The organism is Roseateles sp. T103 (assembly GCF_057219915.1).
On record NZ_JBXVVS010000004.1, the window covers coordinates 206,572 to 229,274 of the forward strand.

Genomic DNA, 22,703 nt, shown 5'->3' on the forward strand with positions numbered 1-22,703 from the left:
AGCTCAGCCCAGCCAGGGCATCAGGTAATGGTCCAACAGCAGCGCCGCGAAAAGCAGCGACAGATGCAGGATGGAGAACCGGAAAGTCTTGCGCGCCAGATCGTCAGAGTACTCGCGCCACAGCCGCCAAGCATAGGCGCAGAAGCCCAGGCCAAGCACCACCGCGCTGAACAGATAGATCCAGCCGCTCATCTCGATCAGGAAGGGCAGCAGCGTCGCCGCGAACAGCACCCAGGTGTAGAGCACGATCTGCAGCCGCGTGAACTCGGAGCCATGCGTCACGGGCAGCATCGGCAGGCCAGCCTTGCGATAGTCCTCGGTGCGGTAGAGCGCCAGCGCCCAGAAGTGGGGCGGCGTCCACAGGAAGATGATCAGGCACAGCAACAGCGATTCGGGCCCGACCTCACCGCGCAACGCGGCCCAACCCAGCACCGGAGGCATTGCACCCGAAGCGCCTCCGATGACGATGTTCTGCGGCGTCAGCGGCTTGAGCACCACGGTGTAGATCACTGCGTAGCCGACGAAGGTGGCGAAAGTCAGCCACATGGTCAGCGGATTGACCCAGACATAGAGGATGAGCATGCCCAGGCCGCAGAGGGCTGCAGAGAAGCTCAGCGTCTGCGCGCGACTGAGTTCGCCCTTGGCCGTCGGCCGCCAGGCGGTGCGCCTCATTTTCGCGTCGATCTGCTGCTCGATCAGGCAGTTGAAGGCGGCCGCGGCACCGGCAACCAGCCAGATACCGACCGTCGCCGCGAACGCGACACCCAGCTCGCGCCCAGACGGCAGCCCTGGCACGGCAAGGGCCATGCCGATCACCGCGCAGAAGACGATCAGCTGCACCACGCGCGGCTTGGTCAGTGCGTAGAACTGCTGCCAGCGTGATCCCGGCGCCGGCGTCACCGCGCCAACGGCCGCGCCTGAAGAGGAGGAAGAGGTAGAAGAAGCCATCTCGCGAATCCTAGTGCTCAGGCTGCCCGGGCCAGCGCCTGCGCTGGCAGCACCTGCGCTTGCGGCTGGCGGACGCGGGCCAGCATCACGCTGAGCAGCGCCAGCAGCATGGCGGCGCCGCCGGTATGCGCCAAGGCGGCCAGTAGCGGCCAGTCCAGCACCACGTTGCTCAGACCGCTCAGCAGCTGCCACAGCGCGACCGCGACCAGGCGGCCCGCCCAGCGACGCGCCTGCACGTCGCCGCTGGCCCAAAGCCGCCAGGCGAACAGCCCCAGCGCGGCAAAGACGACCAGCGCGCCAATGCGATGCGTCATGTGAATGGCCGTCAGCGCAGCAAAGGGCAGCCAGCCGCCGTCGCGGCCCTCGCCCAGCTCGCGCCAGAGTGCAAAGCCATGCTCGAAATCCATAGGCGGCCACCACTGTCCCTGGCAGGTGGGGAAATCGCTGCAGGCCAGCACCGCATAGTTGGTGCTGACCCAGCCGCCCAGGGCCACCTGCAGCAGCGCGAGACCGACCACCGCCCAGCCTCCCAGGTACAGCCCGCGGCTCAGCGGCAGCCGCAGCTCACCCAGGCGTTGCGACTGCCAGCCCAACAGCATCAGCAGGCCGAGTGCCAGCACCAGATGCAGGGTGACGATGGCCGGGAAGAGCTTCATCGTCACCGTCAGCGCGCCGAACAGCCCCTGCACCACAACCCAGACCAGCGCCAGCCAGGACCACAGCGGCGAGGGCATGCCCGGCTCGCGCCGCCAGCGCGTGTGCAGTACCGCGGTCACCAGGATGAGGAAACCCACTGCACTGGCGAAGTAGCGGTGCAGCATCTCGATCCAGGCCTTGGTATGGGTTACGGGACCGGTAGGCATCGCGGTCTGCGCGGCGTGGATCTCGCTGCGCGCGCCGATCGGCGAAGCGCTGCCGTAGCAACCTGGCCAGTCCGGGCAACCCAGGCCCGAGTCGGTCAGACGCGTGAAGGCACCAACGAGGATCAGCTCGAAGGTCAAGGTCAGCGTCAGCACCACGATCAGACGCAGGCGCTCCCGCGGACTTGCGCCACGGCCGCGGCGCCAGGCCCAGGCCAGCGGCAGCACGCCGAGTAGCGCGGCTGCCAGCAGGAGCTGGAGCAAGGGGCTGAAGTCGAATCCGCTCATCGGCATCGCTCCACTCAACGCCCGGCCCGGTCCCAGCTCGAGCTGGCGCGCAGCAGGCGATCGAGATCGCGCTTGAGCTTGGCCGGATCGGGCTGCACGGGTGTGCGCATCATCCAGCGGCCCATCGGATCGATGACATACAGGTGTTCGTCCAGGCTATGGCCGCTGGCCGGCTTGAGCCACGCCTCGATCTGCTCGCGCGGCGCACGCAGCACGGTGACCGGCACACCCTGCTGCGTCAACACCTGACGCAGCTCCGGCCGCATCGCCTCGCCGTCGGGCAACAGCAGCAGCTTGTCGACCTTGTCACGCTCCTTGCCGAGCATCGCACGCAGCTGCCGCTGCATGTACAGGCGCCCCTCGCATTCGGCCGTGCAGGCGGTGTCCTGCACCAGCGTCAGCAGCCACTGGCCTTTCAGCGCTTCGGGAGCGACGGGCTTGCCATCGAGGTCCTGCAATGAAAGGGCCGCGGGGATCTCCACGGTGGGCGTGATCAGGTCGCTATACGCATCGCCGCGCAGCTTGAGCACGTAGAAGCTGAAGTAGGACGCGATGACGGGCGCAGCGCATGCCGCGATGACCAGCAGCATGCGCAAGCGGCCGGCGCGGGTGCGCTGCTGCGCCGCAGCCGCCTCCGGGTCGGGCATGCTGTGCACGGTCATCTCCATCGGATCACGCACTGGGGCGCCGGCGGCGGGGTCGGACGATTTGGAACCAGACATAGAGGATGACGATCAGCGCGCTGAGCGCGAACCATTGGAAAGCGTAGCCGTAGTGTTTCTGCAGGCCCAGGTCAGGGGCCGGCCAGTCGCGGGAAAGACCGTCGGCCAGCACCTGACCGTCGAGCTCGGCCGGTGCCAGCTGGACGATGGTTGGCGCCAGCAGCTTCAGCCCGGTCTCGCGCGCGTAAGCGTCGCGGTCGAGATTCTGCCGGATCGGCCCGGTGCCCGCCTCGCCGATCTCGTAGACCCGACTGGGAGAGGCGGCAATGCGGCCCTTGATCTGCACGATGTCACGCACGTCGTCGAGCCGCGGCAGCCGGGTGCGCTCCGCCATGTCGCGCGGCACCCAGCCGCGCTGCACCAGCACGGCAGCGTCCCTGCCCTCGAGCTGCAGTGGCGTCACGACGATGAAGCCGAAGCGGCCCTGCAAGGGCCGGTTGTCCAGATAGATCGTGCGCTCGCTGAGCCAGCGGCCGCGCAAGGTCACCGCACGCTCCAATTGCGTCGTCAGCGCACCTTCGGCAACGGCCAGCGCATCGGCGCCCAGTGACGGCAGCCGGTCGCGCGCCTCGCTGGCCTCTCGCATTGCTGTTTTCTGCGCAGCCCTGTCCAACTGCCACCAGCCCAGCCGGGCAGTCGCCACGAGCCCGACCAGCGCAGCGACAAGCAGCAGGCGCGCACGCCACCGTGGGCTCATGCACTCCCCCGAGTGGAATAATCGACAGCCATGAAATATGTCATCGTCATCGCGCTGGTCTGCATCGTCGCCGCCCTGGCCGTCGCCGGCCGCTTCATGCTGAAGAACGGCAATAGCACCCAGCGTGGGCCAAACATGGCGCGCGCGCTGGCTGTGCGTGTCGGCGTATCGATCGCACTTTTCCTGTTCATCCTGCTGGCCTACAAGCTGGGCTGGATACAGCCCACCGGCGTTCCCATGGGTCGCTGACCGCAGACAGCGAACGAAACGAAAAAAAGCGCCGCGATCCCGCGGCGCTTTGCTTTTCAGGCGAGCCCTCAGGCGGCGCGCTTACATCCAGTAGACGACGATGTACAGGCCCAGCCAGACGACGTCGACGAAGTGCCAGTACCAAGCTGCGCCTTCGAAGCCGAAGTGGCGATCCTTGGTGAAGTGACCCTTCTGCAGGCGCAGCGTGATGAACAGCAGCATCAGCATGCCGACAAACACGTGGAAGCCGTGGAAGCCGGTGAGCATGAAGAAGGTCGAGCCAAAGATGCCCGAGGTGAGCTTCAGGTTCAGGTCCTTGTAGGCGTGGGCGTATTCATAGCCTTGCACGAACAGGAAGACCAAACCCAGCAGCACTGTCATCCACATGAAGGCGATGGTCTTGCTGCGGTTTCCAGCGATCAGCGCGTGGTGAGCGATGGTCAGCGTGACGCCCGAGGTCAGCAGCAGCGCGGTATTGATCGTCGGCAGCGGCCAGGGACCCATGGTCTTGAACGGTTCCACCGTGCCGGCTGGCGAAGCCGTCGCACCGGCAGCCACGCTGGGCCACAAGGCCTTGAACTCGGGCCACAGCAGCGCATGCTCGGGGTTGCCCAGCATAGGCACCGAGAACACCCGCGCCCAGTACAACGCACCGAAGAAGGCCGCAAAGAACATCACCTCCGAGAAGATGAACCAGCTCATGCTCCAGCGGAAGGAGACGTCGATGCGGTCGCTGTAGAGGCCGCCCTCACTCTCACGGATGGCGTCGGCGAACCATTGCTTCAGCACCACCGCCCACCACAGCAGGCCGAAGAGCAGCGAGTACTTGCCCCAATCGTGGCCATTCACCCACTGACCGGCGCCGAGGATGACGAAGAACAGGCCGAACGAGGCCATCACCGGATGCCGCGAGGGTCCGGGAACAAAGTAGTACGGGGCCGTACCGTGTGGAGTCGCTGCCGACATCTTTTTTCTCCTCGAACTAAAAGGCTTCAGTCCTGCTGAATCTATGTTGCATCAATCAATCATTGCGCGCCGACGCTGCCGCTGGTCACCCAGTTGACCAGCGCGACAAGGCACAGCACGAATAGCGCGGCTCCGATCAGCCCGGCGATGATCACATGCACCGGGTTCAGCTTGGCCACATCTTTCTCGTAGTCGGCACCGCGCCTCACGCCGAAAAAGGCCCATGCGATGGCCTTGGCGGTCTGGACGAAGGACACCGGCCGCGACACTGCCGCGCGGAGGTCATCGCCCATGCGCTGATCGCCGCTCACAGCCTGGCCTCGCTCTGCACCTGCGGCGCTGCCGCTTGCTGCTGACCCTTGCCGGCCACCTCGAAGAAGGTGTACGAGAGCGTGATGGTCTTGACGTCCTTGGGCAGCTTGGGATCGACGATGAAGACCACCGGCCAGCTCTTCTTCTCGCCGGGCTGCAGCGTGTACTCGTTGAAGCAGAAGCACTCGAGCTTGTTGAAGTGCGCCGTCGCCTGCTTCGGTGCGTAGCTGGGAATGGCCTGCGCAGCCATCACCCGAGGTTGCACGTTCTCGAACTCGTACATCACCGTCGCGAGTTCGCCGGGATGAACCTCGACATGGTTCTGCGCTGGCTTGAAACGCCAGGGCCCGCGGGCGTTGGCGTCGAACTCGACGGTGATCTTGCGGCTGTAGTCGATCTGCCGGTTCTTTACGTCCTCGGCGCGCACCACATGCTGGCGCTCGGAAAGCGACAGCACGTTGATGCCCAAGGCGTTGCAGATTGCGTTGTAGAGCGGCACCAGCGAATAGGCGAAACCGAACATCAACGAAACCACGACAACGAGCTTGCCAAGCAGCGCCAGGTTGTCCCGGCGCAGCGCGGCTGCCAAGCTCCATGGCGTTCCACTGCTCATACTGCTCGCTCCAGATCGGCGGTGAGGCTCAGGCGCCGAGCAAGGCGATCTTGGCAACGAAGCCGATCGCGAAGATCGCTGCTATCGAGGCCAGGATCAGCGCCAGGCGCACATTGCTCTTGCGTTGCTCGGGCGTCGTCATCTGCTGCTCGCTTCTCAGCCGATCACCTTGGTGGCGGTGGCATCCAGCTTGGGCGGCGTCTCGAAGGTGTGGAAGGGGGCCGGCGACGGCACTTCCCATTCCAGGCCCTCGGCCGCTTCCCAAGGCTTCTGCGGAGCCTTCTCACCCTTGCCGCGCATCAGCGGGAGCGCGATGAAGAAGAAGAAATACACCTGCATCAGACCAAAGCCGAAGGCACCCACCGAGGCGATCGCGTTGAAGTCGGCGAACTGCATCGGGTAGTCGGCATAGCGGCGCGGCATGCCCGCCAAGCCCAGGAAGTGCATCGGGAAGAAGGTGATGTTGAAGAAGATCAGCGAGCCCCAGAAGTGGATCTTGCCGCGCGTCTCCGAGATCATCACGCCGGCCCACTTCGGGCCCCAGTAGTACACGCCGGCATACAGCGCGTACAGCGAGCCCGCCACCAGCACGTAGTGGAAGTGCGCCACCACGTAGTAGGTGTCCTGGACCTGAATGTCGATCGGTGCCACAGCCAGGATCAGGCCGGTGAAGCCGCCCATCGTGAACACGAAGATGAAGCCCACGGCCCACAGCATCGGGGTCTCGAAGGTCATCGAACCACGCCACATCGTGGCCAGCCAGTTGAAGATCTTCACGCCGGTCGGCACCGCGATCAGCATGGTGGCGTACATGAAGAACAGCTGGCCCGTCACCGGCATGCCGGTCGCAAACATGTGGTGCGCCCAGACGATGAAGGACAGAATGGCGATCGATGCAGTCGCGTAGACCATCGACTCGTAGCCGAACAGCTTCTTGCGCGCAAAGGCCGGCACGATCTGGCTGATGATGCCGAAGGCCGGCAGGATCATGATGTAGACCTCGGGGTGACCGAAGAACCAGAAGATGTGCTGGTACATGATCGGGTCACCGCCGCCGGCGGGGTTGAAGAAGCTGGTGCCGAAGTGGCGATCGGTCAGCGTCATCGTGATCGCACCGGCCAGCACCGGCATCACCGCGATCAGCAGGTAGGCGGTGATCAGCCAGGTCCAGGCGAACATCGGCATCTTCATCAGCGTCATGCCCGGAGCGCGCATGTTCAGGATGGTGACGATGATGTTGATCGAACCCATGATGGACGAGGCGCCCAGGATGTGCATCGCGAAGATGCCGGCATCCATCGACGGACCCATCTGCAGCGTCAGCGGCGCATACAGCGTCCAGCCGGCAGCAGGCGCGCCGCCGGGCATGAAGAACGAGGCCACCAGCATGATGGCCGCAGGGATCATCAGCCAGAAGCTGAAGTTGTTCATGCGCGCGAAGGCCATGTCCGACGCACCGATCTGCAGCGGGATCATCCAGTTCGCGAAGCCCACGAAGGCCGGCATGATCGCGCCGAACACCATGATCAGGCCGTGCATGGTGGTGAGCTGGTTGAACAGCTCCGGATTCACGTACTGCAGGCCGGGCTGGAACAGCTCGGCGCGGATCAGCAGCGCGAGCACGCCGCCGATCATCAGCATCGTGAAGGCGAACAGCAGGTACAGCGTACCGATGTCCTTGTGATTGGTGGCGAACACCCAGCGCCGCCAGCCGGTCGGCGCATGGTGGTGATCGTCGTGCGCATGGCCATGAACGTCATGACCGTGGTGGTCGAGCACTGCACTCATCTTGATGATTCCTCTTTAGACGTTCGAATGGCCTGTCACTTGCGCGCAGCCACGATCTCGGCGGGCTGCACCACCTGGCCGGTCTTGTTCGACCAGCTGTTCTTGGTGTAGGTGATGACCGCAGCGATCTCGGTGTCGCTCAGCTGCTTCCAGGCCGGCATCGCGCCATTGGCCGCGCCGTTGAGCAGGATGGCAATCTGCTTGGACTTGTCGGCATCGAGCACCATGGCCGAGCCGTCGACCGCCTTGATCGGGCCGGCACCCTTGCCATCGGCACGGTGGCAAGCAGCGCAGTTGGCGTTGTAGACCTTCTCGCCGCGGGCGACCAACTCCTCGAGCTTCCACTCCTTGCTGGGGTCGTCGGCCTTGGCGGCGAGCTTCTTCTGCTCGCCGGCCACCCAGGCGCTGTAGGCCTCGGCACTCACCACCTTGACGTGGATGGGCATGTAGGCGTGCTCCTTGCCGCAAAGCTCGGCGCACTGACCGTAGTAGTCGCCCTCCTTCTCGGCCTTGAACCAGGTGTCGCGCACGAAGCCGGGGATCGCATCCTGCTTAACGCCGAAGGCCGGCACCATCCAGGCATGGATCACGTCATTGGCGGTGGTGATGATGCGCACCTTCTTGTTCACCGGCACCACCAGCGGGTTGTCCACCTTGAGCAGGTAGTCATCGATGGAGCCAGGCTTGCCGGAGTCGGACGCCACGCGATGGGCCGGATCGAGCGTGGACAGGAAGCCGATCCCCTCGCCCTCGCCCTTCAGGTAGTCGTAACCCCACTTCCACTGGTAGCCGGTGGCCTTGATGGTCAGATCGGCATTGGTGGTGTCCTTCATCGCCACCACCACCTTGGTCGCGGGCAAGGCCATCAGGATGACGATGATGAAAGGCACGACCGTCCAGGCAACCTCGACCTTCATGCTCTCGTGGAAGGTCGCCGGCACCGCGCCCTTGGACTTGCGATGCTTGATGATCGAATAGAACATCACGCCGAACACCACGACGAAGATGGCCACGCAGATGGCCAGCATCATGTAGTGCAGCCACATCTGGTCCGCGGCAATCTTGGTCACCGGGGGATGCAGATTGAGCTGATTGACCGCCGGACCGCCCGGCAGATCGTTCACCGCCAAGGCCGCCTGGGTCGCCAGCGCAGCACCCAGCGCCATCGCGCTGCGGCCGACCCCGCGAGCCAGCTGATGCACTCGTGCGTTCATCGTCATCATGGTCGTCACTTCAGTTTCAGATTCTTTCCATGAGGCTCATGCCGAAGCTCCAGCGTCTTCGGCATCAACCTCGCGCATGCATGGCCCCAACGGCCGCGACAGACCGCGTCGCAAGCTTGGGGGCACGGGCCTGTAGCCAACCCACTTCCAACCAGCCTTCATTGATATTGCGCAAGCTGGTTAACCCGTAGATGCCTTAAGCTTGCACTGCCTAGGTTTCCAAGTACCGAGGCCAATCGGTCGCGTAGTTTAGCCTAGGCTTATAAGGCTGTTGTCGCCTTTGTGCATCCCTGCGCACCGCCCTTGCGCGGTTGCGCTTGGCGGATTATTTAGCGCTTGCGCACCAGGGCCTTCATCTGCTCCACGCTGATGCGAGTTTCCGCCTCGATCTTGGCGCGCGGCAGAGGCTTGAAGGCATGGCCGTAGGCCACCTCCAGCGTCAGCCGCAGCAGGCCATCCGCCCCCCTAAGGCGCTCCAGCGCCTGCAGATAGCGCACACGCCAGCGTGGTGTGCGCAGACCCGCGAAGCGCGCCACCGCAAGATTGCCTCCCAGCGCCTGCAGATCGGCAAGCAGCCGCTCGGGTTCGCGCCAGGTCAGGCTCAGGCGCTCCTGATCCATCACCGGGTCGGCAAAGCCCGTCTCCACCAACATATCGCCGATGTCGTGCATGTCTATCCATTCCGGACCCGCTGCACCGAAGCCCATCGCCGCATGCAACTCGCGCAGCTCGCGCAGGCTGTCCGGCCCCAGGCAGGAGAACATCACAAAGCCGTCCACCTGCAAGGCGCGATGCCAGCGTCGAATCAGCGCCTGCGGGTCCGGACTCAGATGCAGGTACATGTTGGACCACAGCAGTTGCGCGCCCTGCTCCGGCACCTCGGTAGGCAGCCAGACCGGCACGCCAGCCTCGCGGCGCCGCAGCAGATTCATCAAGCCCGGCGCACGACGACCCGTCGCGACGCTGCGCGCCCGTAGCGCCTCGACCGGCTCGACCAGGCTCATATGCGCCAGCGGATAGTTGCGACGCAGTTCCGCATCGCTGGCACCCAGGAACGCAGACCATTGCAGTACGCGCTCTGGCTGAAGCTTGATGATGGGTAGACGCTCGGCCATGCGCCGAGCAATCTCGACATGCAGCCAAGGCGCTTCGGCGGCGGCCGCCAAGCGGCGCAACTGGCGCTGCAGCGCCACCGCGTCGACCTGCAGCCGTTCGGGTCGGCGTGCGGCGACGGAATCGGTCTCGGACATGGGCCGGCAGTATATTGAGCCGATGAAGCGCCTGCGCCTGCCCGCCCGAATACCCGACGGGTTGCGCACCGGCCTGCGGCGCGCTGCGCACCTGACCCAAGGCTTGCCGGGGCAATGTGCCGTCTGCCACGACTGGACAACAGGAAGACTCTGCGACGCCTGCGTGCAACGCTGGGCGCAGCCGGTGCCTCGCTGCTGGACCTGCGCCCTGCGTCTGCCGCCGGGTACGCGGCTCGAGACGATGCCGCGCTGCGGCGGCTGCCTGCGGACCCCGCCGCCGCTGTCGCGCTGCATCGCAGCGCTGGACTATGCCTTCCCGTGGGACACCCTGCTGCAGCGCTTCAAGTTCACCCAGGCGGTCGAACTCGGTCCGCTATTGGTGAGGCGGATGGACGAGGCGCTCGACGCCGCGGCAGCTGACGCACCGGATTGGCTGTTGCCAGTGCCGCTCTCGGCCGAACGCCTGCGAGAGCGCGGCTACAACCAGAGCTGGGAGCTCGCACGAGGGCTGGCGCGCATGCGAGGCATCCCCAGCGCGCCCGCTATGCTTGCGCGCGTGCGCAATACCGATCATCAGTTGCAGCTTGCGCCTGATGCCCGCGCGGCCAATGTGCGTGCAGCCTTTGCGGTCGATCCACGTCATATCGCCGCACTGCGCGGCCGGCATGTCGTGCTGCTCGACGACGTGATGACCACCGGCGCCACCCTGCATGAACTGGCGCGCACCGTGCTGCACGCCGGCGCCGCCCGGGTCGACGCCTGGGTGCTGGCACGCACGCCCGACAGCCTGAATTGATTCGCCCCCATGTTCAACATCGTCCTCGTCCACCCAGAAATCCCGCCGAACACCGGCAACGTCATCCGCCTGGCAGCCAACACCGGCTGCGCGCTGCACCTGATCGAACCGCTGGGCTTCTCGATGGAAGACCGCCTGCTGCAGCGCGCCGGCCTGGACTATCACGAATACGCGCGGGTGCAGCGCCATGCCAATTGGCAGCAGTTCCTCGACACGGCAAGACCTGACCCCGCGCGACTGTTCGCCTTCACGACCCGCGGCAGCCAGCCGTTCCAGCAGGTCGAATGGCGCAGCGGCGACTGGCTGATCTTCGGTAGCGAGAGCGCCGGCCTGCCACCGGCGCTGCGCGACGGCTTCCCGGCATCGCAGCGCGTGCGACTGCCGATGCGCCCCGAGCAGCGCAGCCTCAATCTCAGCAATGCCGTCGCGGTGGCCGTGTTCGAGGCCTGGCGCCAGAACGGCTACGAGGGATCAGTCTAGGCAGCGCCGCATCCAGATCCAGCGGATGCCGCCGATCAGGCTCCGCCGGGCGGCCGGCATCGCCCCCTCGAGGGGGCCTTGCCCGGACATGAACAGTCCTGAGGACTGTTCATGCCTGGCGACGGCCAAGGCCTCCGCGCCTTGGCGCGCGAAGCGCGTAGGGGGTGGACTTAACTACTCCGGCTGCACGCCGGCGGCCTTGATCATGCGCCCCCAGCGCTCGCGCTCGCTCCTCATCAACGAGGCCAGCCCCTCGGGCGTGGTCGCCGCGGCGCTGAAGTACTGGCTGAGCAGCTTGCCGCGCACCTCGTCGCTCTTGATGATGCGCACCAACTCGGTCGACAGGCGCTGCACGATGGCCGGCGGCGTGCCTGCCGGTGCGAGCACGGCCTGCCAGGAGATGGCCTCGAAGCCCGCATAGCCCTGCTCGGCCAGCGGCGCCAGCTCGGGCAGCGCGGCGATGCGCCCCAGGCTGGTCACGCCCAGCGCCTTGAGCTTGCCGGCGCGCACCTGGCCCATCGCGATCGCCGGCACCATGAAGCCGGCCTGCACCTGGCCGGCGAGGATGGCATTGACCACCTGCGGGAAGCCTTGATACGGCACATGCGTCAGCGCGATGCCGGCGCGCGACTTGAACGACTCCATCGCCAGACGCGCCGCACTGCCGTTGCCGACACTGCCGTAGTTCAGCTCGCCCTTCTTCTCCTTGGCGATGCGCACGAAGTCGGCCAGCGTGTTGGCGCCGAGCTTCGGATCGACGACCAGCACATTGGGCGAGGTTGCCACCAGGCTGATCGGCTGCAGATCCTTGAAGGGGTCATAGGGCAGCTTGCGCGAGAGCAGCGGCGCGGTGACCAGCGGCCCCTGGATGGTGAAGAGCAGCGTGTAGCCATCGGGTTCGGCCTTGGCGACGGCAGCCGTGCCGATGTTGCCGCCGGCGCCCGGACGGTTGTCCACCACGATGGCCTGGCCCAGCGCTTGCGCCAGCGGCTCGGCGATCGCACGCGCGATGATGTCGGGCGAGGAGCCGCTGGGGAATGGCACGACAAGCTTGATGGTCCGCGCCGGCCAGCTCAGCGCCAGCGCAGGCAGGCTCGCGCTTGCCAGGCCGGCGACGCCGGCCTGCAGGATCTGACGACGATGCAGCAGCGTCACGGCGTGCTCCTTGCTAACGATTGGATGACGTTCAGTGCTCGGGGCGAGCCTGCCGTCCCATCAGCAGCTCGACCGCAGCGAAGGGGCTCAGGCGCCCCTCGAGCACGGCCACGACGGCTTCGGTGATGGGCATCTCCACGCCGCGCTCGCGCGCTCGCGCCAGCACCGTCGGGGCGCTGTACACGCCCTCGGCCACATGGCCCAGGTCGTGCAGGATCTGCGGCAGCGCGCGCCCCTCGGCCAGCAGCAGGCCGACGCGGCGGTTGCGCGACAGGTCGCCGGTGGCGGTCAGCACCAAGTCGCCGACGCCGGACAGCCCGATAAAGGTTTCGGTCTTCGCGCCCAGCGCCAGACCCAGGCGCAGCATCTCGGCCAGCCCGCGCGTGATCAGCGCGGCCCGCGCGTTCAGGCCCGGCGCCTGGCTGACATCGCCGCGCTTCTCAGCCGCCAGGCGCAGCCCGTCGGCAATGCCCACCGCGATGGCAAGCACGTTCTTCACCGCACCGCCGACCTCGACGCCGACGGGATCGTTGGAGGTGTAGACGCGCAGCCGCTCGGCATGGAAGGCGCTCACCGCCTGCTGCGCGAGGTCCGCATCTTCGCTGGCCGCGACCAGCGCGGTCGGCTGGCCTGCAGCGACCTCCTGCGCGAAGCTGGGGCCGGAGAGGATGCCCACGCGCAGCCGCGGCTGCACCGCACGCGCGATCTCGTGGCCGAGCAGCCCGCTGCCGGCCTCGAAGCCCTTGCACAGCCACAGCACCCGCGCACCGTCCGGGAGCTGCGCCAGCATCTGGCGCAGGCCTGCCATAGGCGTGGCGATGATGATCAGCCCATCGCGGCCGTGCGCGATCGCCGCAGCCAGATCGTGGCTGAACTGCAGCTCCGCAGGCAGCACCGCCTCGGGCAGGTAGCGCGCATTGCGCCGGCTGGCAGCCATCTCCGCGCAGGCGGCGGCATCGCGCGCCCACAGCAGCACCTCATGCCGCGGCGCCGCCTGCACGGCCAGTGCCGTGCCCCAGGCACCGGCTCCCAGAACGCTGATCTTCATTGCCTCGTCTTCCTCGGTGCCGCCGCAGTCCAGACGGCGGCCCCAAAAGCAAACGCGCCCCGCTGCGTGCCGTGCAGCCTGGGGCGCGTCGCCATCGTTGCGCTTGCGGCGCGCCGTCGCCTTAGTTGGCTGCGCCCTGCTGCTGCAGGCGCTGGGCCTGCTGGGCCTCGAACATGGCCTGGAAATTCACCTCGGTCAGCAGCACCGGCGGGAAGCCGGCACGCGTGCAGACATCGGAAACGATCGCGCGCAGATAGGGATAGATCATCTGCGGGCAGACCACGCCGATGATGCCTTCGGTCTGATCAGCCGGGATGTTGCGGATCTCGAAGATGCCGGCCTGCTTGGCCTCGATGAGGAACATCGTCTTGTCGGCCACCTTGGTGGTCACGGTCGCGGTGACGCAGACCTCGTAGACGCCTTCGGCCACCGGCTCGGCGGACAGGGCCAGATTGATGTCGACCTGCGGCTGCGCCTGCTCCAGCAGGATCTGCGGCGAGTTCGGCTGCTCCAGCGACAGATCCTTCAGATAGATGCGCTGGATCTGGAACACGGGGGTGTTGTTCTCTTCGGACATGGTGGCTTTCGTTGACGGTTCACCCACCGTCAGGCGCGGCGGGAAGCGGCGGGATTATCACCCAGCGCCGCCGCAGGGCCGCAGGCCTCAGGCCCCTTGAAGCAAGGGCAGCAGGCCGCCGCGCTGGTCCAGCGCATAGAGGTCGTCGCAACCGCCCACATGCGTGTCGCCGATGAAGATCTGCGGCACGGTACGACGGCCGGTCTGCGCCATCATGGTCTCGCGCGCGGCCGGGTCCAGATCGATGCGGATCTCATCGATCTGTTCCACGCCCCGCTGCTTCAGCAACGCCTTGGCGCGCACGCAGTAAGGGCAGACCTGGGTGGTGTACATCTTCACGGGATTCATCGCCAGCACTCCGGGCAGCAGGACAAACGACTCGGAGCCGATCAGGCACCCTTGTCGACAGGCAGGCCGGCTTCGCGCCAGGCCTTCAGGCCGCCGGACACCGGCAATGCCTTCTCATAGCCCATCTTGCGCAGCATGCCAGCGGCGCGCGTGGCGCGCATGCCCGACTGGCAAAGCACCAGCACCGGCAAGGCCTTGTTGCTCGGCAGTTGCTTGCTGTCCGCGGACAGCGTGGAGAGCGGCACGTTGCGCGCGCCGGTCACGTGGCCGGCGGCGAATTCAGCGCTCTCGCACACATCGATCACCACCGCCTTCTCGCGGTTGATCAGTTGCACCGCTTGGGTCGGCGATACCGCGGCTCCGGCACCGCCAGAGATCGTCGGCCAGAGCAGCAGGATGCCAGAGGTCAGCGCTGCCAGCACCAAGACCCAGTTGTTCAGCAGGAAGTCCACGCTTCGATCCGATCGGCAAAAATGAATAAGGGCGCGATTATAGAAACGCGCCCTTGTCCCTGCCGACCAGTGCCGGCTTGCACCTGCACCGGCCGCAGCGCTCAGCCCAGCTTGAAGGTCGAGACCGCTGCCTGCAAGGCCTCCGCCTGCTGCTCCAGGCTGGACGCCGCCGCCGCGGCCTGCTCGACCAGTGCGGCATTCTGCTGCGTCATCTGGTCGAGTTGCACCACCGACTGGTTGACCTGTCCGATGCCCTGGCTTTGCTCGGTCGCCGCGGCGGTGATCTCACCGATGATGTCGGTCACCCGCTGCACGCTGGCGACGATCTCGCTCATCGTGCTGCCGGCGTCCAGCACCAGACGGCTGCCCGCCTCGACCTTGTCCACGCTAGTGCCGATCAGGCCCTTGATCTCGCGCGCCGCCTCGGCGCTGCGCTGGGCCAGCGAGCGCACCTCGCCGGCCACCACCGCGAAGCCGCGCCCCTGCTCGCCGGCACGTGCCGCTTCGACAGCGGCGTTCAAGGCCAGGATATTGGTCTGGAAGGCGATGCCATCGATCACGCCGATGATGTCGCTGATCTTCTTCGAGCTGGCATTGATCTCGTCCATCGTCGCAACGACCTGCCCGACCACCTCGCCACCCTTCTGAGCCACTGCAGCGGCCGAGCCGGCCAGCTGGTTGGCCTGAGCGGCCGCCTCGGCGCTCTGGCGTACGGTATCGGTCAGCGTCTGCATATTGCTCGACGTCTGCTCCAGTGACGAGGCCTGCTTCTCGGTCCGCACCGACAGATCGTGGTTGCCGGCGGCGATCTCGCGCGAGGCCACGCCGATCGAATCGGTGCCGCTGCGCACATTGCTGACAATCGATGCCAGGCCGCGCGACATGTCGCGCACCGCGGCCAGCAGGCTCTGCTCGGCGCCCGGCGCCACGCTGATGCTCTGCGACAGGTCGCCCGCGGCCATGCGATGCATCACGTCGCGCGCGTACTCCGGCTCGCCGCCCAGCTGACGCCAGATGCTGCCGATCACCAGCCAGGAGCCCACGCCAAGCGCCAGCACCACCAGCAGACCGCTCAGCAAAATAACCACCAGGCTGCGCGAAACGCCGGTCTTCGCGGCGTCCAGCCCGGCGGCAAAGCCACTGCTGGCTTCCTCGCGCGCGGTCTTGACCTCGGCTTCCAGCGCCTTCTGCGCAGCCTGCATCTTCGGAATCGCGCCTGCCTGATCACCCTGCTTGATGCCGAGGAACAGCTCGGCAGTCTCCACCGAGGCGGAGAAATAGGCCTCGAAGGCCTTCTTCAGCTTGGCGGCACGCTCCGCCTGGCCATCGAGGGCGGCAATGCTGTCCAGCAGCTTGCGCATGGCGGCCGCGCGTTCCTTGGCCTCGTCCAGTCGCTTGTTCTCGCCCTCAGCCACCGCGCTCTGGATGGTCGAACCCAGGGCTTCCAGTTGGTTGGCGAACTGCGTGGTGGCATCCAGATACGGGTAGTCCTTCGCACCGACGGCCTCGATGGCCGAGGAGGTGCGCGCCGAGAAGGCCCCGACCACCGCAATGCCGATCGCGAAGATCAGCGCGGCGAACACCGGAAGCAGCCAGATCCGGGTCTTGAGATTCATAGATCACTCCCTGAAACGGCACGACGCCCTCATGGGGCGACGTGCTGCCTGCTCATGGCGCGGGACCTGCGCCCGCGCCGCTGGTTCAGTCGACGCTGAGCACCACCTTCACCGAGCCGTCGACTGCCGACTTCTCGATGTAGCCGATCGCGTCAGGGTTCGCGGCGACGAACTTCTTCACGTCGGCCGCGCTGGCCAGTTCCTTGGGCGGCGTGGCCTTGCCGGAGAACACCAGACGCGACCAGCCAGCCTTGACCTGGGCAGCGTTCTTGCCGGTGACCTTGGCGTAGAACTGCTCGCGCACCGGCGACGACTCAGGCAGATCGCTCGGCTGCGCCGTGCCACCGCCAGGCAGTGCATTGCTCTTGCCGAGGAAGATGTCCGACACCTGCGCCGCCGTCAGGCTGGCGCTGGCGTTCTTCGGGTTGACGATCACGGCCACCTGGGCCTGGGCGAAGCTGCAGACTGCCAGCGTGGTGGCAGCCAGGGCGAAACGGACCTTGTTCATGTTGTGCTTGCTCTTCATATTGCTGCTGCCGATGCTCAGAACACGGTGTCCACAGCGAGGCTGTACACGTTGACGTTCTTGCCACCGAAGCCGGCTTGGTCCGCGGTGAACAGGCCGATGGTGTCGGGCTTGACGCGGTCGTACTGAGCCTTCAGGGCGACGTTGCGCATCAGGTCCCAACGCAGGCCCACGCCCACTGCCTTTTGCGCGACATGCTGCGTCGCGACGAGGCCATCGACAGTCAGCTTCAAGGTCGTCAGCTGGGTGTTCACGCCGACCGGGATAGTGTTGTTCACGTTGCTGCTGTCCACCTTCAGCTGCGAGACCGTGCCGTAAGGCGTGAACTTGCCGACGCGGTAACCCAGCGTCGCGTACCAGCCGGTGGTGTCGGCGATGTAGCACTCGCAGCGGCGCATGGTGTACTCGACGCTGCCGACAAAGTTGCCCTGGTCGAACGAGACGCCAAAGCCGGTGAACGCAGCCTTCTTGTCAGCGGCCGAGAGCTGATCGCCCACCGAGGACACAGCGGCCATGGGCACGCTGCGCAGGCCGGTCACCAGCTGGTTCAGCGTGGCGCTCTCCACCGTGACCTTGCCTTCCACATGGCCCAGGCGCAGCGTGATGCCGTCGAACTCGGCGGTGGAGTTGAAGCCAGCCATCTTCTTGAACTTGATGTCCGTGCGCTCGTAGCTGTCCTTGGCTTGGCCACCATAGAGCTGCAGGTTCACCGTCGCGCCACCCAGCGCGGTCTGGAAGGAGACGTCAGCGCCATCGAACTGGCTGAACGGCACCTGGCCATACACCTCGAGCGGCGGGCGCAGCCAGGTATTGGCGTAGCCCACGTTGCGGAAATCGGAAACGGCGAAGAACGGCGCACCCATACGACCCAGGCGCACCGAGGTGCCCTGCGCCAGCTGGGCCTTCAGGAAGGCCCACTCCAGGCCCGGCTTGAAGCTGCCTTCGCCGTTCTGCTTGCTGAGCAGCTGCACGGTGCCAGAGAACATCGGCGAGAAGCGTCCGTTGACCTGCAGACCCAGCTTGCTGTCCACCTCGCCGCTGAGGTCCTTGGTCGCGCCACGAACCTGGCCGGGCATCACATAGTGCGCGGCATCAGTGCTCGTGCCGACGACGCCGACAGTGGCGAAGCCCGACACGGTGAACATGTCGGAACCCTGGGCCTGGGCAGGCATCGCGATGGCAGCGAGCAGCGCAGCCACCGGGCTCATACGGAAGAGGGAGATCTTGGTCATGGTCTTGTTGAATGAATCAGGTTGCGGACAGTCTGGGCGCCCATTTGGACACCCCCCAACAGGGGATATCGGTACGTTTGCCGCACATATTGATGCTTCGAATCGCACAGACTGATAAAAACTCTACCGCAGATATGGATATGAGTACCCCAAATAGTTCACAGTGCGCCGGCCTAAAATCGCGTGGATGTCGCAAATTTCCCTAGAACCGAAACCCTAATCCCCCATGTACAAGCTCGTCCTCGTTCGCCACGGCGAATCCACCTGGAATCTCGAGAACCGTTTCACCGGCTGGACCGATGTGGATCTGACCGCCACTGGCGTCGAGCAGGCCAAGCAGGCCGGCCGCCTGATCAAGGAGGCCGGGCTGGATTTCGATGTCGCCTACACCTCGGTGCTCAAGCGCGCGATCTGGACGCTGTGGCACTGCCTGGACCAGATGGACCGCACCTGGCTGCCGGTGGTCAACAGCTGGCGGCTCAACGAGCGCCACTACGGCGCGCTGCAAGGCCTGGACAAGGGCGAGACCGCCGCGCAGTACGGCGACGAGCAGGTGCTGATCTGGCGCCGCAGCTACGACACACCGCCGCCCGCGCTGAGCGCCGAAGACCCGCGCAGCGAGCGCGGCGATGTGCGCTACGCCAAGCTTGCGCCCGAACAGATCCCGCTGACCGAGTGCCTGAAGGACACGGTCGCGCGCGTGCAGCCCTACTGGAACGAGACCATCGCCCCGGCGATCAAGAGCGGGCAGCGCGTGCTGATCGCCGCACACGGCAACAGCATCCGCGCGCTGGTGAAGTACCTGGACGGCATCGGCGACAAGGAGATCGTCGGTTTGAACATCCCCAACGGCATTCCGCTGGTCTATGAGCTGGACGCCGATCTGAAGCCGATCAAGAGCTACTACCTGGGCGACGCCGAGGCCGCCGCCAAGGCTGCTGCCGCCGTGGCCGCACAGGGCAGCAAGAAGGCCTGAGCGGCGCTGCCGCGATGAGAACGACGCCCGCCTCGTGCGGGCGTCGCTGTTTCAGCCTGCAGCGGATGGGAAGCAGAACGGCCAGGCACCGCCGCTGGGCGTCGCGCCAGCCTGCAGCGCCTCGGCACGCGCAAGCACCTGCTGCGGCGCCAGCCACTCGGGGTACTGGCGCATCACGTCCACCTTCGCGCCCCAGGGCGCCCATAGCTCGGGCTTGGTCGGTCCCAGCACGCTGAGCACCCGGCCGCCCACCGCGGCAGCGATGTGCGCCGGCCCGGTGTCGTTGCTCACCACCAGCGCCGCGCGCTGCAGCAGTGCGGCATAGACGCCCAGCTTCACGCCGGGCAGGCTCAGCGCCTTGGGGTAGAGCTGCGTTGCCTGAGCTTCCTCGCCCGGCCCCGGGCAGACGACGAGGCGCAGCCCGCGCGCCGCCGCCAGCTCGACGAACTCGCCAAAGCGCGGCCAGGTTTTCTCCATCACCTCGAAGGTGCCGCCGGCGAAGGGGCAGATCAGCACATAGGGCTCGTTGACGCCATGCTGCGCCAGCAGCCTATCGGCGGCTTCGCGCTGCGCAGCGCTCACCTTCATGCCGATTTCGGCCGGCGGCATGGCGAGCTCGATGCCCAGGAAGCGGCAGGCCAGCTCCCAGTAGTGCAGCAGCGCGTGCGCAGGCGCAGGCATGGGATGGCTCTGCGCCAGCAGCCAAGCGCGCGCCTCGTGCTGGTGCCCCACGGCCCTCAAGCCCGCCAGGCGCATTTCCAGCGCCGAGCCGAAGGACCAGGGCAGCACCAGCGCATTCAGGCCCGCATCGAAGGCCGCTTGTCGCGCGCGCGCCGCGTGGCGCAAAGCGCGCAGCTGCGTGACGCGATCGAAAGTCTTCCTCGCCAGCGCCTGCACCGGCCAGCCCTCGGCCTCCAGCAGCGCCGGCGCCCAGCCCTTGCCGACCAGCTGCAGCTGGTAGCCATGCTGTTCGAGCAGACGCAGGGCCGGAATACCCAGCACCACGTCGCCGACGAAATTGCGCAGCCTCACGATCACGGTCTTGGCGGCTGGACGGTCCTCTATCATCGCGATCCCTGGCTGGCGAACAGCTCGTTTCTGCAGTGGCGCCGGATTCTGCCACCCACGCCGTCAGCCACCGACGACCTAGAGCCGCCCACCATGACCACCGTCCCCGCCCTGCCCCGCTCCAGCGAACTGAGCACGCTTCACGATCAGGCCCTGGCGCGCACCGACTGGCTCGCCGCCGTGCCGGATCAGGCCGCCGACGAACTGCGCCTGTGGATCGCGCGCAACCACTTCTACAACAGCAAGCTCTGGGCCGAGGAAGACCTGGCGCGCCGCACCCAGGTGGCCGACAGCGAGATCGCCGCCAACAAGCGCGCCATCGACCGCTACAACCAGGCGCGCAACGACGCCACCGAGCGCGTCGACGAGCTGCTGCTGCTGCGCCTGGGCCTGGTGGATCCAGACTCGGCGCGCAGCGACACGCCGCGTTCGCTGGCCCCGGCCGGCGCCAGGCTGAACAGCGAGACCGCCGGCACCATCGCCGACCGCTTGTCCATCCTGGCGCTGAAGATCCATGCGATGCGCAAGCAGACCGAGCGCCAGGACGTCGACGACAGCCATCGCGAGACCAGCCGCGCCAAGCTGGCCCAGCTGCTGCAGCAGCGCGATGACCTGGGCGGCTGCTTCGACGCGCTGCTCGCCGATGCCGCCGCCGGCCGCGCGTACTTCAAGGTCTATCGCCAGTTCAAGATGTACAACGACGCGCGCTTCAACCCGGCGCTGGTCGCCGAGGCCACCAAACGGCATCAGTAAGCGTCCCATGGTGAAGTTGGCCGCCAATCTCGACTGGCTCTATACCGAGCTGCCGCCGGCGCAGCGCTTCGCCGCCGCGGCGCGCGACGGCTTCAAGGCCGTCGAGCTGCTGTTTCCCTTCTTGCACTCACTCGACGCCTTGCGCACGCTGTTGCGCGAGCAGGGGCTGACGCTGGCGCTGTTCAATGCGCCGCCGGGCGACTGGGCGGCCGGCGACCGCGGCCTGGCCTGCCTGCCCGAGCGGCGCGACGAGTTCCGTGCCGGCATCGCGCAGGCGATGCGCTGGGCGCAGGCGTTGGGCAAGCCGTTGGTGCATGTGCTGGCCGGCCTCGTGCCTGCCGGTTGTGCGATGGCCGAGCTGCATGCCTGCTACGTGGACAACCTGCGCTGGGCTGCACAGCAGGCTGCCGCCGAGGGCGTCAGGCTGAGCATCGAGCCGATCAACGGCCGCGACATGCCGGGCTATTTCCTCACCCACCAGGACCAGGCGCTGCAGATCATCGACGAGGTCGGCGCGCCTAACCTGGGCCTGCAGATGGATCTCTACCACTGCCAGATCGTCGAAGGCGACCTGAGCACGCGCCTGAAGAAGAGCTTCGCCGCCGGACGGCTGGCCCATGTGCAGGTGGCGGCCGTGCCCGACCGCGGCGAGCCCGACCAGGGCGAGCTGCGCGTCGAGTACCTGCTGGATCTGCTGGCCGAGCTGGGCTACCAAGGCTTCGTCGGCTGCGAGTACCGGCCGCGCGCGGGCACCTCGGCCGGGCTGGGCTGGGCGCAGCCTTGGCTCAAGCCGTCGGCAAGGGACTGACAGGCATCAGGCCACCAACAACGGCCTGAGCGCGCGCGCCAGCAGCGGCACCACGCTGACCGCATTGCTCTCGTGCGGCACGGCATTGCTGCTCCAGACATGGCGAACGCCAGCGGCCTTCAGCGCTGGCAGAGCATCGCCGTTGAACAGCGCATGCGTCACCGCCACGTCTACCGACGCGGCGCCGCGCCTGAGCAGCTCGGCGGCCGAGCCGATCAGCGTGCGGCCGGTCGAGGCCATATCGTCGAGCAGCACCACGGCGCGGCCTTTGACGTCCACGTCCGGCAGCGCCAGCGTCACCTCATGGTCGCCATGGCGCACCTTGCGGCCCACCGCATGGTCCAGGCCACCGGCACGCGCCGCCTCGCTGACCCACTGCGCCGATTCCTCGTCCGGGCCGATCAGCAGCGCGCCGGGCACATGCCTGGCGATCCAGGCGCCGAGCACCGGCGCGGCCGACAGGGCAAGACCTGTCCCCGCCGGCATCACCTCGTCCAGGCTGGCGATGCGATGCAGATGCGGATCGATGGTGAGGACATGGTCGAAGTGCTGGGCCAGCAGGCGCGCGATATGGCGCTGGCTGACCGCCTCGCCGGGCGTGAACTCCATGTCCTGGCGCATATAGGCCAGATAGGGTGCGACCAGCGTCAGCTGCCGGGCGCCGTATTCGCGCGCGGCGGGGGCGGCAATCAGCAGCTCGACCAGTTTGTCATTGGGTTGCTGCAGTCCGCGCAGCAGCAGCACGGCAGGCGGCAGCGGCTTGGGCAGCACCAGGCGCAGCTCGCCATCAGGAAAGCGGTGCCGCGTGATGAAGGCCAGCGGCAGCGCCAGCGCCTCGGCCAGCTCGCGGGCCAGCGGCGCCTCGTCTTCGAAAGCCAGCAGCATCGCTGCGGTACTCGTAGTCTTCTGCTCGGTCATTGCTGATGCTCTTGTTGTTCTTGCCATCGCTGCG

At 66.6% G+C, this 22,703-nt stretch carries 27 protein-coding genes; 6 read left to right on the forward strand and 21 right to left on the reverse strand.

Going from position 1 to position 22,703, the window contains the following annotated elements; genetic code table 11:
* Positions 1–3 precede the first annotated feature (3 nt).
* Genes cyoE through AC2EBS_RS13440 form a run of 4 tightly spaced genes read right to left on the reverse strand, consistent with a single transcriptional unit; the run spans position 4 to position 3,515 of the window.
* Entirely contained in the window at positions 4–948 is a 945-nt protein-coding gene (cyoE, locus tag AC2EBS_RS13425; protein WP_484728924.1) for a heme o synthase, read from the reverse strand.
* A gap of 17 nt (positions 949–965) precedes the next feature.
* Positions 966–2,096, reverse strand: a complete 1,131-nt coding sequence (locus AC2EBS_RS13430; RefSeq protein WP_484728925.1) for a COX15/CtaA family protein — start codon at positions 2,094–2,096, stop codon at positions 966–968.
* A 14-nt stretch (positions 2,097–2,110) separates the two neighbouring features.
* Positions 2,111–2,758, reverse strand: a complete 648-nt coding sequence (locus tag AC2EBS_RS13435; protein WP_484728926.1) for an SCO family protein — start codon at positions 2,756–2,758, stop codon at positions 2,111–2,113.
* A 10-nt stretch (positions 2,759–2,768) separates the two neighbouring features.
* Positions 2,769–3,515 (reverse strand): SURF1 family protein, encoded by a 747-nt coding sequence (locus AC2EBS_RS13440; protein WP_484728927.1) that lies wholly within the window; start codon positions 3,513–3,515, stop codon positions 2,769–2,771.
* A gap of 30 nt (positions 3,516–3,545) precedes the next feature.
* On the opposite strand from AC2EBS_RS13440, the gene AC2EBS_RS13445 reads away from it, so the two are divergent.
* Complete coding sequence (locus AC2EBS_RS13445) at positions 3,546–3,764, forward strand: DUF2909 domain-containing protein (RefSeq protein ID WP_484728928.1); 219 nt, start codon at positions 3,546–3,548, stop codon at positions 3,762–3,764.
* An 81-nt stretch (positions 3,765–3,845) separates the two neighbouring features.
* Here the strand turns inward: AC2EBS_RS13445 and AC2EBS_RS13450 are convergent, their stop codons facing one another.
* The 7 genes from AC2EBS_RS13450 to AC2EBS_RS13480 form a co-directional block, all read right to left on the reverse strand.
* The gene (locus AC2EBS_RS13450) at positions 3,846–4,730 is read right to left on the reverse strand and encodes a cytochrome c oxidase subunit 3 (RefSeq protein WP_484728929.1); all 885 of its coding nucleotides are present in this window, start codon (positions 4,728–4,730) and stop codon (positions 3,846–3,848) included.
* A 59-nt stretch (positions 4,731–4,789) separates the two neighbouring features.
* On the reverse strand, positions 4,790–5,023 hold the full coding sequence (locus AC2EBS_RS13455; RefSeq protein WP_484728930.1) for a DUF2970 domain-containing protein: 234 nt from the start codon (positions 5,021–5,023) through the stop codon (positions 4,790–4,792).
* Between the two features lie 14 nt (positions 5,024–5,037).
* A complete protein-coding gene (locus AC2EBS_RS13460) occupies positions 5,038–5,655 on the reverse strand; it encodes a cytochrome c oxidase assembly protein (protein ID WP_484728931.1) in 618 nt (205 codons plus the stop codon).
* Positions 5,656–5,683: 28 nt separating this feature from the next.
* Entirely contained in the window at positions 5,684–5,797 is a 114-nt protein-coding gene (locus AC2EBS_RS13465; RefSeq protein ID WP_484728932.1) for a cytochrome oxidase small assembly protein, read from the reverse strand.
* A gap of 14 nt (positions 5,798–5,811) precedes the next feature.
* Positions 5,812–7,443, reverse strand: coding sequence for a cytochrome c oxidase subunit I (ctaD, locus tag AC2EBS_RS13470; protein ID WP_484728933.1), 1,632 nt, complete (start codon positions 7,441–7,443; stop codon positions 5,812–5,814).
* A 35-nt stretch (positions 7,444–7,478) separates the two neighbouring features.
* A complete protein-coding gene (gene coxB / locus AC2EBS_RS13475; protein WP_484729142.1) occupies positions 7,479–8,609 on the reverse strand; it encodes a cytochrome c oxidase subunit II in 1,131 nt (376 codons plus the stop codon).
* Positions 8,610–8,995: 386 nt separating this feature from the next.
* The gene (locus tag AC2EBS_RS13480; protein WP_484728934.1) at positions 8,996–9,916 is read right to left on the reverse strand and encodes a biotin synthase; all 921 of its coding nucleotides are present in this window, start codon (positions 9,914–9,916) and stop codon (positions 8,996–8,998) included.
* 241 nt (positions 9,917–10,157) lie between these two features.
* Between AC2EBS_RS13480 and AC2EBS_RS13485 the strand changes: the two genes are divergently transcribed.
* Complete coding sequence (locus AC2EBS_RS13485) at positions 10,158–10,712, forward strand: ComF family protein (protein WP_484728935.1); 555 nt, start codon at positions 10,158–10,160, stop codon at positions 10,710–10,712.
* A 9-nt stretch (positions 10,713–10,721) separates the two neighbouring features.
* Positions 10,722–11,192, forward strand: a complete 471-nt coding sequence (gene trmL / locus AC2EBS_RS13490) for a tRNA (uridine(34)/cytosine(34)/5-carboxymethylaminomethyluridine(34)-2'-O)-methyltransferase TrmL (protein ID WP_484728936.1) — start codon at positions 10,722–10,724, stop codon at positions 11,190–11,192.
* A gap of 174 nt (positions 11,193–11,366) precedes the next feature.
* Here trmL and AC2EBS_RS13495 read toward each other — a convergent pair whose 3' ends face one another.
* The 8 genes from AC2EBS_RS13495 to AC2EBS_RS13530 all read right to left on the reverse strand — a co-directional run bounded on the left by AC2EBS_RS13495 (position 11,367) and on the right by AC2EBS_RS13530 (position 18,146).
* Positions 11,367–12,341: a Bug family tripartite tricarboxylate transporter substrate binding protein gene (locus AC2EBS_RS13495; RefSeq protein ID WP_484729143.1), complete on the reverse strand. Its 975-nt coding sequence runs from the start codon at positions 12,339–12,341 to the stop codon at positions 11,367–11,369.
* Between the two features lie 37 nt (positions 12,342–12,378).
* Positions 12,379–13,395 carry an NAD(P)H-dependent glycerol-3-phosphate dehydrogenase gene (locus tag AC2EBS_RS13500; protein WP_484728937.1) on the reverse strand — a complete coding sequence of 339 codons (1,017 nt, stop codon included), beginning with the start codon at positions 13,393–13,395 and terminating at the stop codon, positions 12,379–12,381.
* A gap of 121 nt (positions 13,396–13,516) precedes the next feature.
* Positions 13,517–13,972, reverse strand: a complete 456-nt coding sequence (gene secB, locus AC2EBS_RS13505) for a protein-export chaperone SecB (RefSeq protein ID WP_484728938.1) — start codon at positions 13,970–13,972, stop codon at positions 13,517–13,519.
* A gap of 87 nt (positions 13,973–14,059) precedes the next feature.
* On the reverse strand, positions 14,060–14,320 hold the full coding sequence (gene grxC, locus AC2EBS_RS13510) for a glutaredoxin 3 (RefSeq protein ID WP_484728939.1): 261 nt from the start codon (positions 14,318–14,320) through the stop codon (positions 14,060–14,062).
* Positions 14,321–14,361: 41 nt separating this feature from the next.
* Complete coding sequence (locus tag AC2EBS_RS13515) at positions 14,362–14,772, reverse strand: rhodanese-like domain-containing protein (RefSeq protein ID WP_484728940.1); 411 nt, start codon at positions 14,770–14,772, stop codon at positions 14,362–14,364.
* Positions 14,773–14,873: 101 nt separating this feature from the next.
* Positions 14,874–16,388, reverse strand: coding sequence for a methyl-accepting chemotaxis protein (locus tag AC2EBS_RS13520; protein ID WP_484728941.1), 1,515 nt, complete (start codon positions 16,386–16,388; stop codon positions 14,874–14,876).
* An 85-nt stretch (positions 16,389–16,473) separates the two neighbouring features.
* Positions 16,474–16,914 carry a type 2 periplasmic-binding domain-containing protein gene (locus AC2EBS_RS13525; RefSeq protein WP_484728942.1) on the reverse strand — a complete coding sequence of 147 codons (441 nt, stop codon included), beginning with the start codon at positions 16,912–16,914 and terminating at the stop codon, positions 16,474–16,476.
* A gap of 17 nt (positions 16,915–16,931) precedes the next feature.
* A complete protein-coding gene (locus AC2EBS_RS13530) occupies positions 16,932–18,146 on the reverse strand; it encodes a porin (protein WP_484728943.1) in 1,215 nt (404 codons plus the stop codon).
* A gap of 226 nt (positions 18,147–18,372) precedes the next feature.
* Here AC2EBS_RS13530 and gpmA point away from each other — a divergent pair, with 226 nt between their 5' ends.
* Positions 18,373–19,122, forward strand: coding sequence for a 2,3-diphosphoglycerate-dependent phosphoglycerate mutase (gene gpmA / locus AC2EBS_RS13535; protein WP_484728944.1), 750 nt, complete (start codon positions 18,373–18,375; stop codon positions 19,120–19,122).
* Between the two features lie 51 nt (positions 19,123–19,173).
* Here the strand turns inward: gpmA and AC2EBS_RS13540 are convergent, their stop codons facing one another.
* Positions 19,174–20,190 (reverse strand): glycosyltransferase family 9 protein, encoded by a 1,017-nt coding sequence (locus tag AC2EBS_RS13540; RefSeq protein WP_484728945.1) that lies wholly within the window; start codon positions 20,188–20,190, stop codon positions 19,174–19,176.
* A 93-nt stretch (positions 20,191–20,283) separates the two neighbouring features.
* On the opposite strand from AC2EBS_RS13540, the gene AC2EBS_RS13545 reads away from it, so the two are divergent.
* Together AC2EBS_RS13545 and otnI are read left to right on the forward strand one after the other, a co-directional pair.
* The gene (locus AC2EBS_RS13545) at positions 20,284–20,943 is read left to right on the forward strand and encodes a DUF4254 domain-containing protein (protein ID WP_484728946.1); all 660 of its coding nucleotides are present in this window, start codon (positions 20,284–20,286) and stop codon (positions 20,941–20,943) included.
* Positions 20,944–20,950: 7 nt separating this feature from the next.
* A complete protein-coding gene (gene otnI, locus AC2EBS_RS13550; RefSeq protein WP_484728947.1) occupies positions 20,951–21,751 on the forward strand; it encodes a 2-oxo-tetronate isomerase in 801 nt (266 codons plus the stop codon).
* A gap of 6 nt (positions 21,752–21,757) precedes the next feature.
* Here the strand turns inward: otnI and AC2EBS_RS13555 are convergent, their stop codons facing one another.
* Positions 21,758–22,669, reverse strand: a complete 912-nt coding sequence (locus AC2EBS_RS13555; protein ID WP_484728948.1) for a ribose-phosphate diphosphokinase — start codon at positions 22,667–22,669, stop codon at positions 21,758–21,760.
* Between the last annotated feature and the right edge of the window lie 34 nt (positions 22,670–22,703).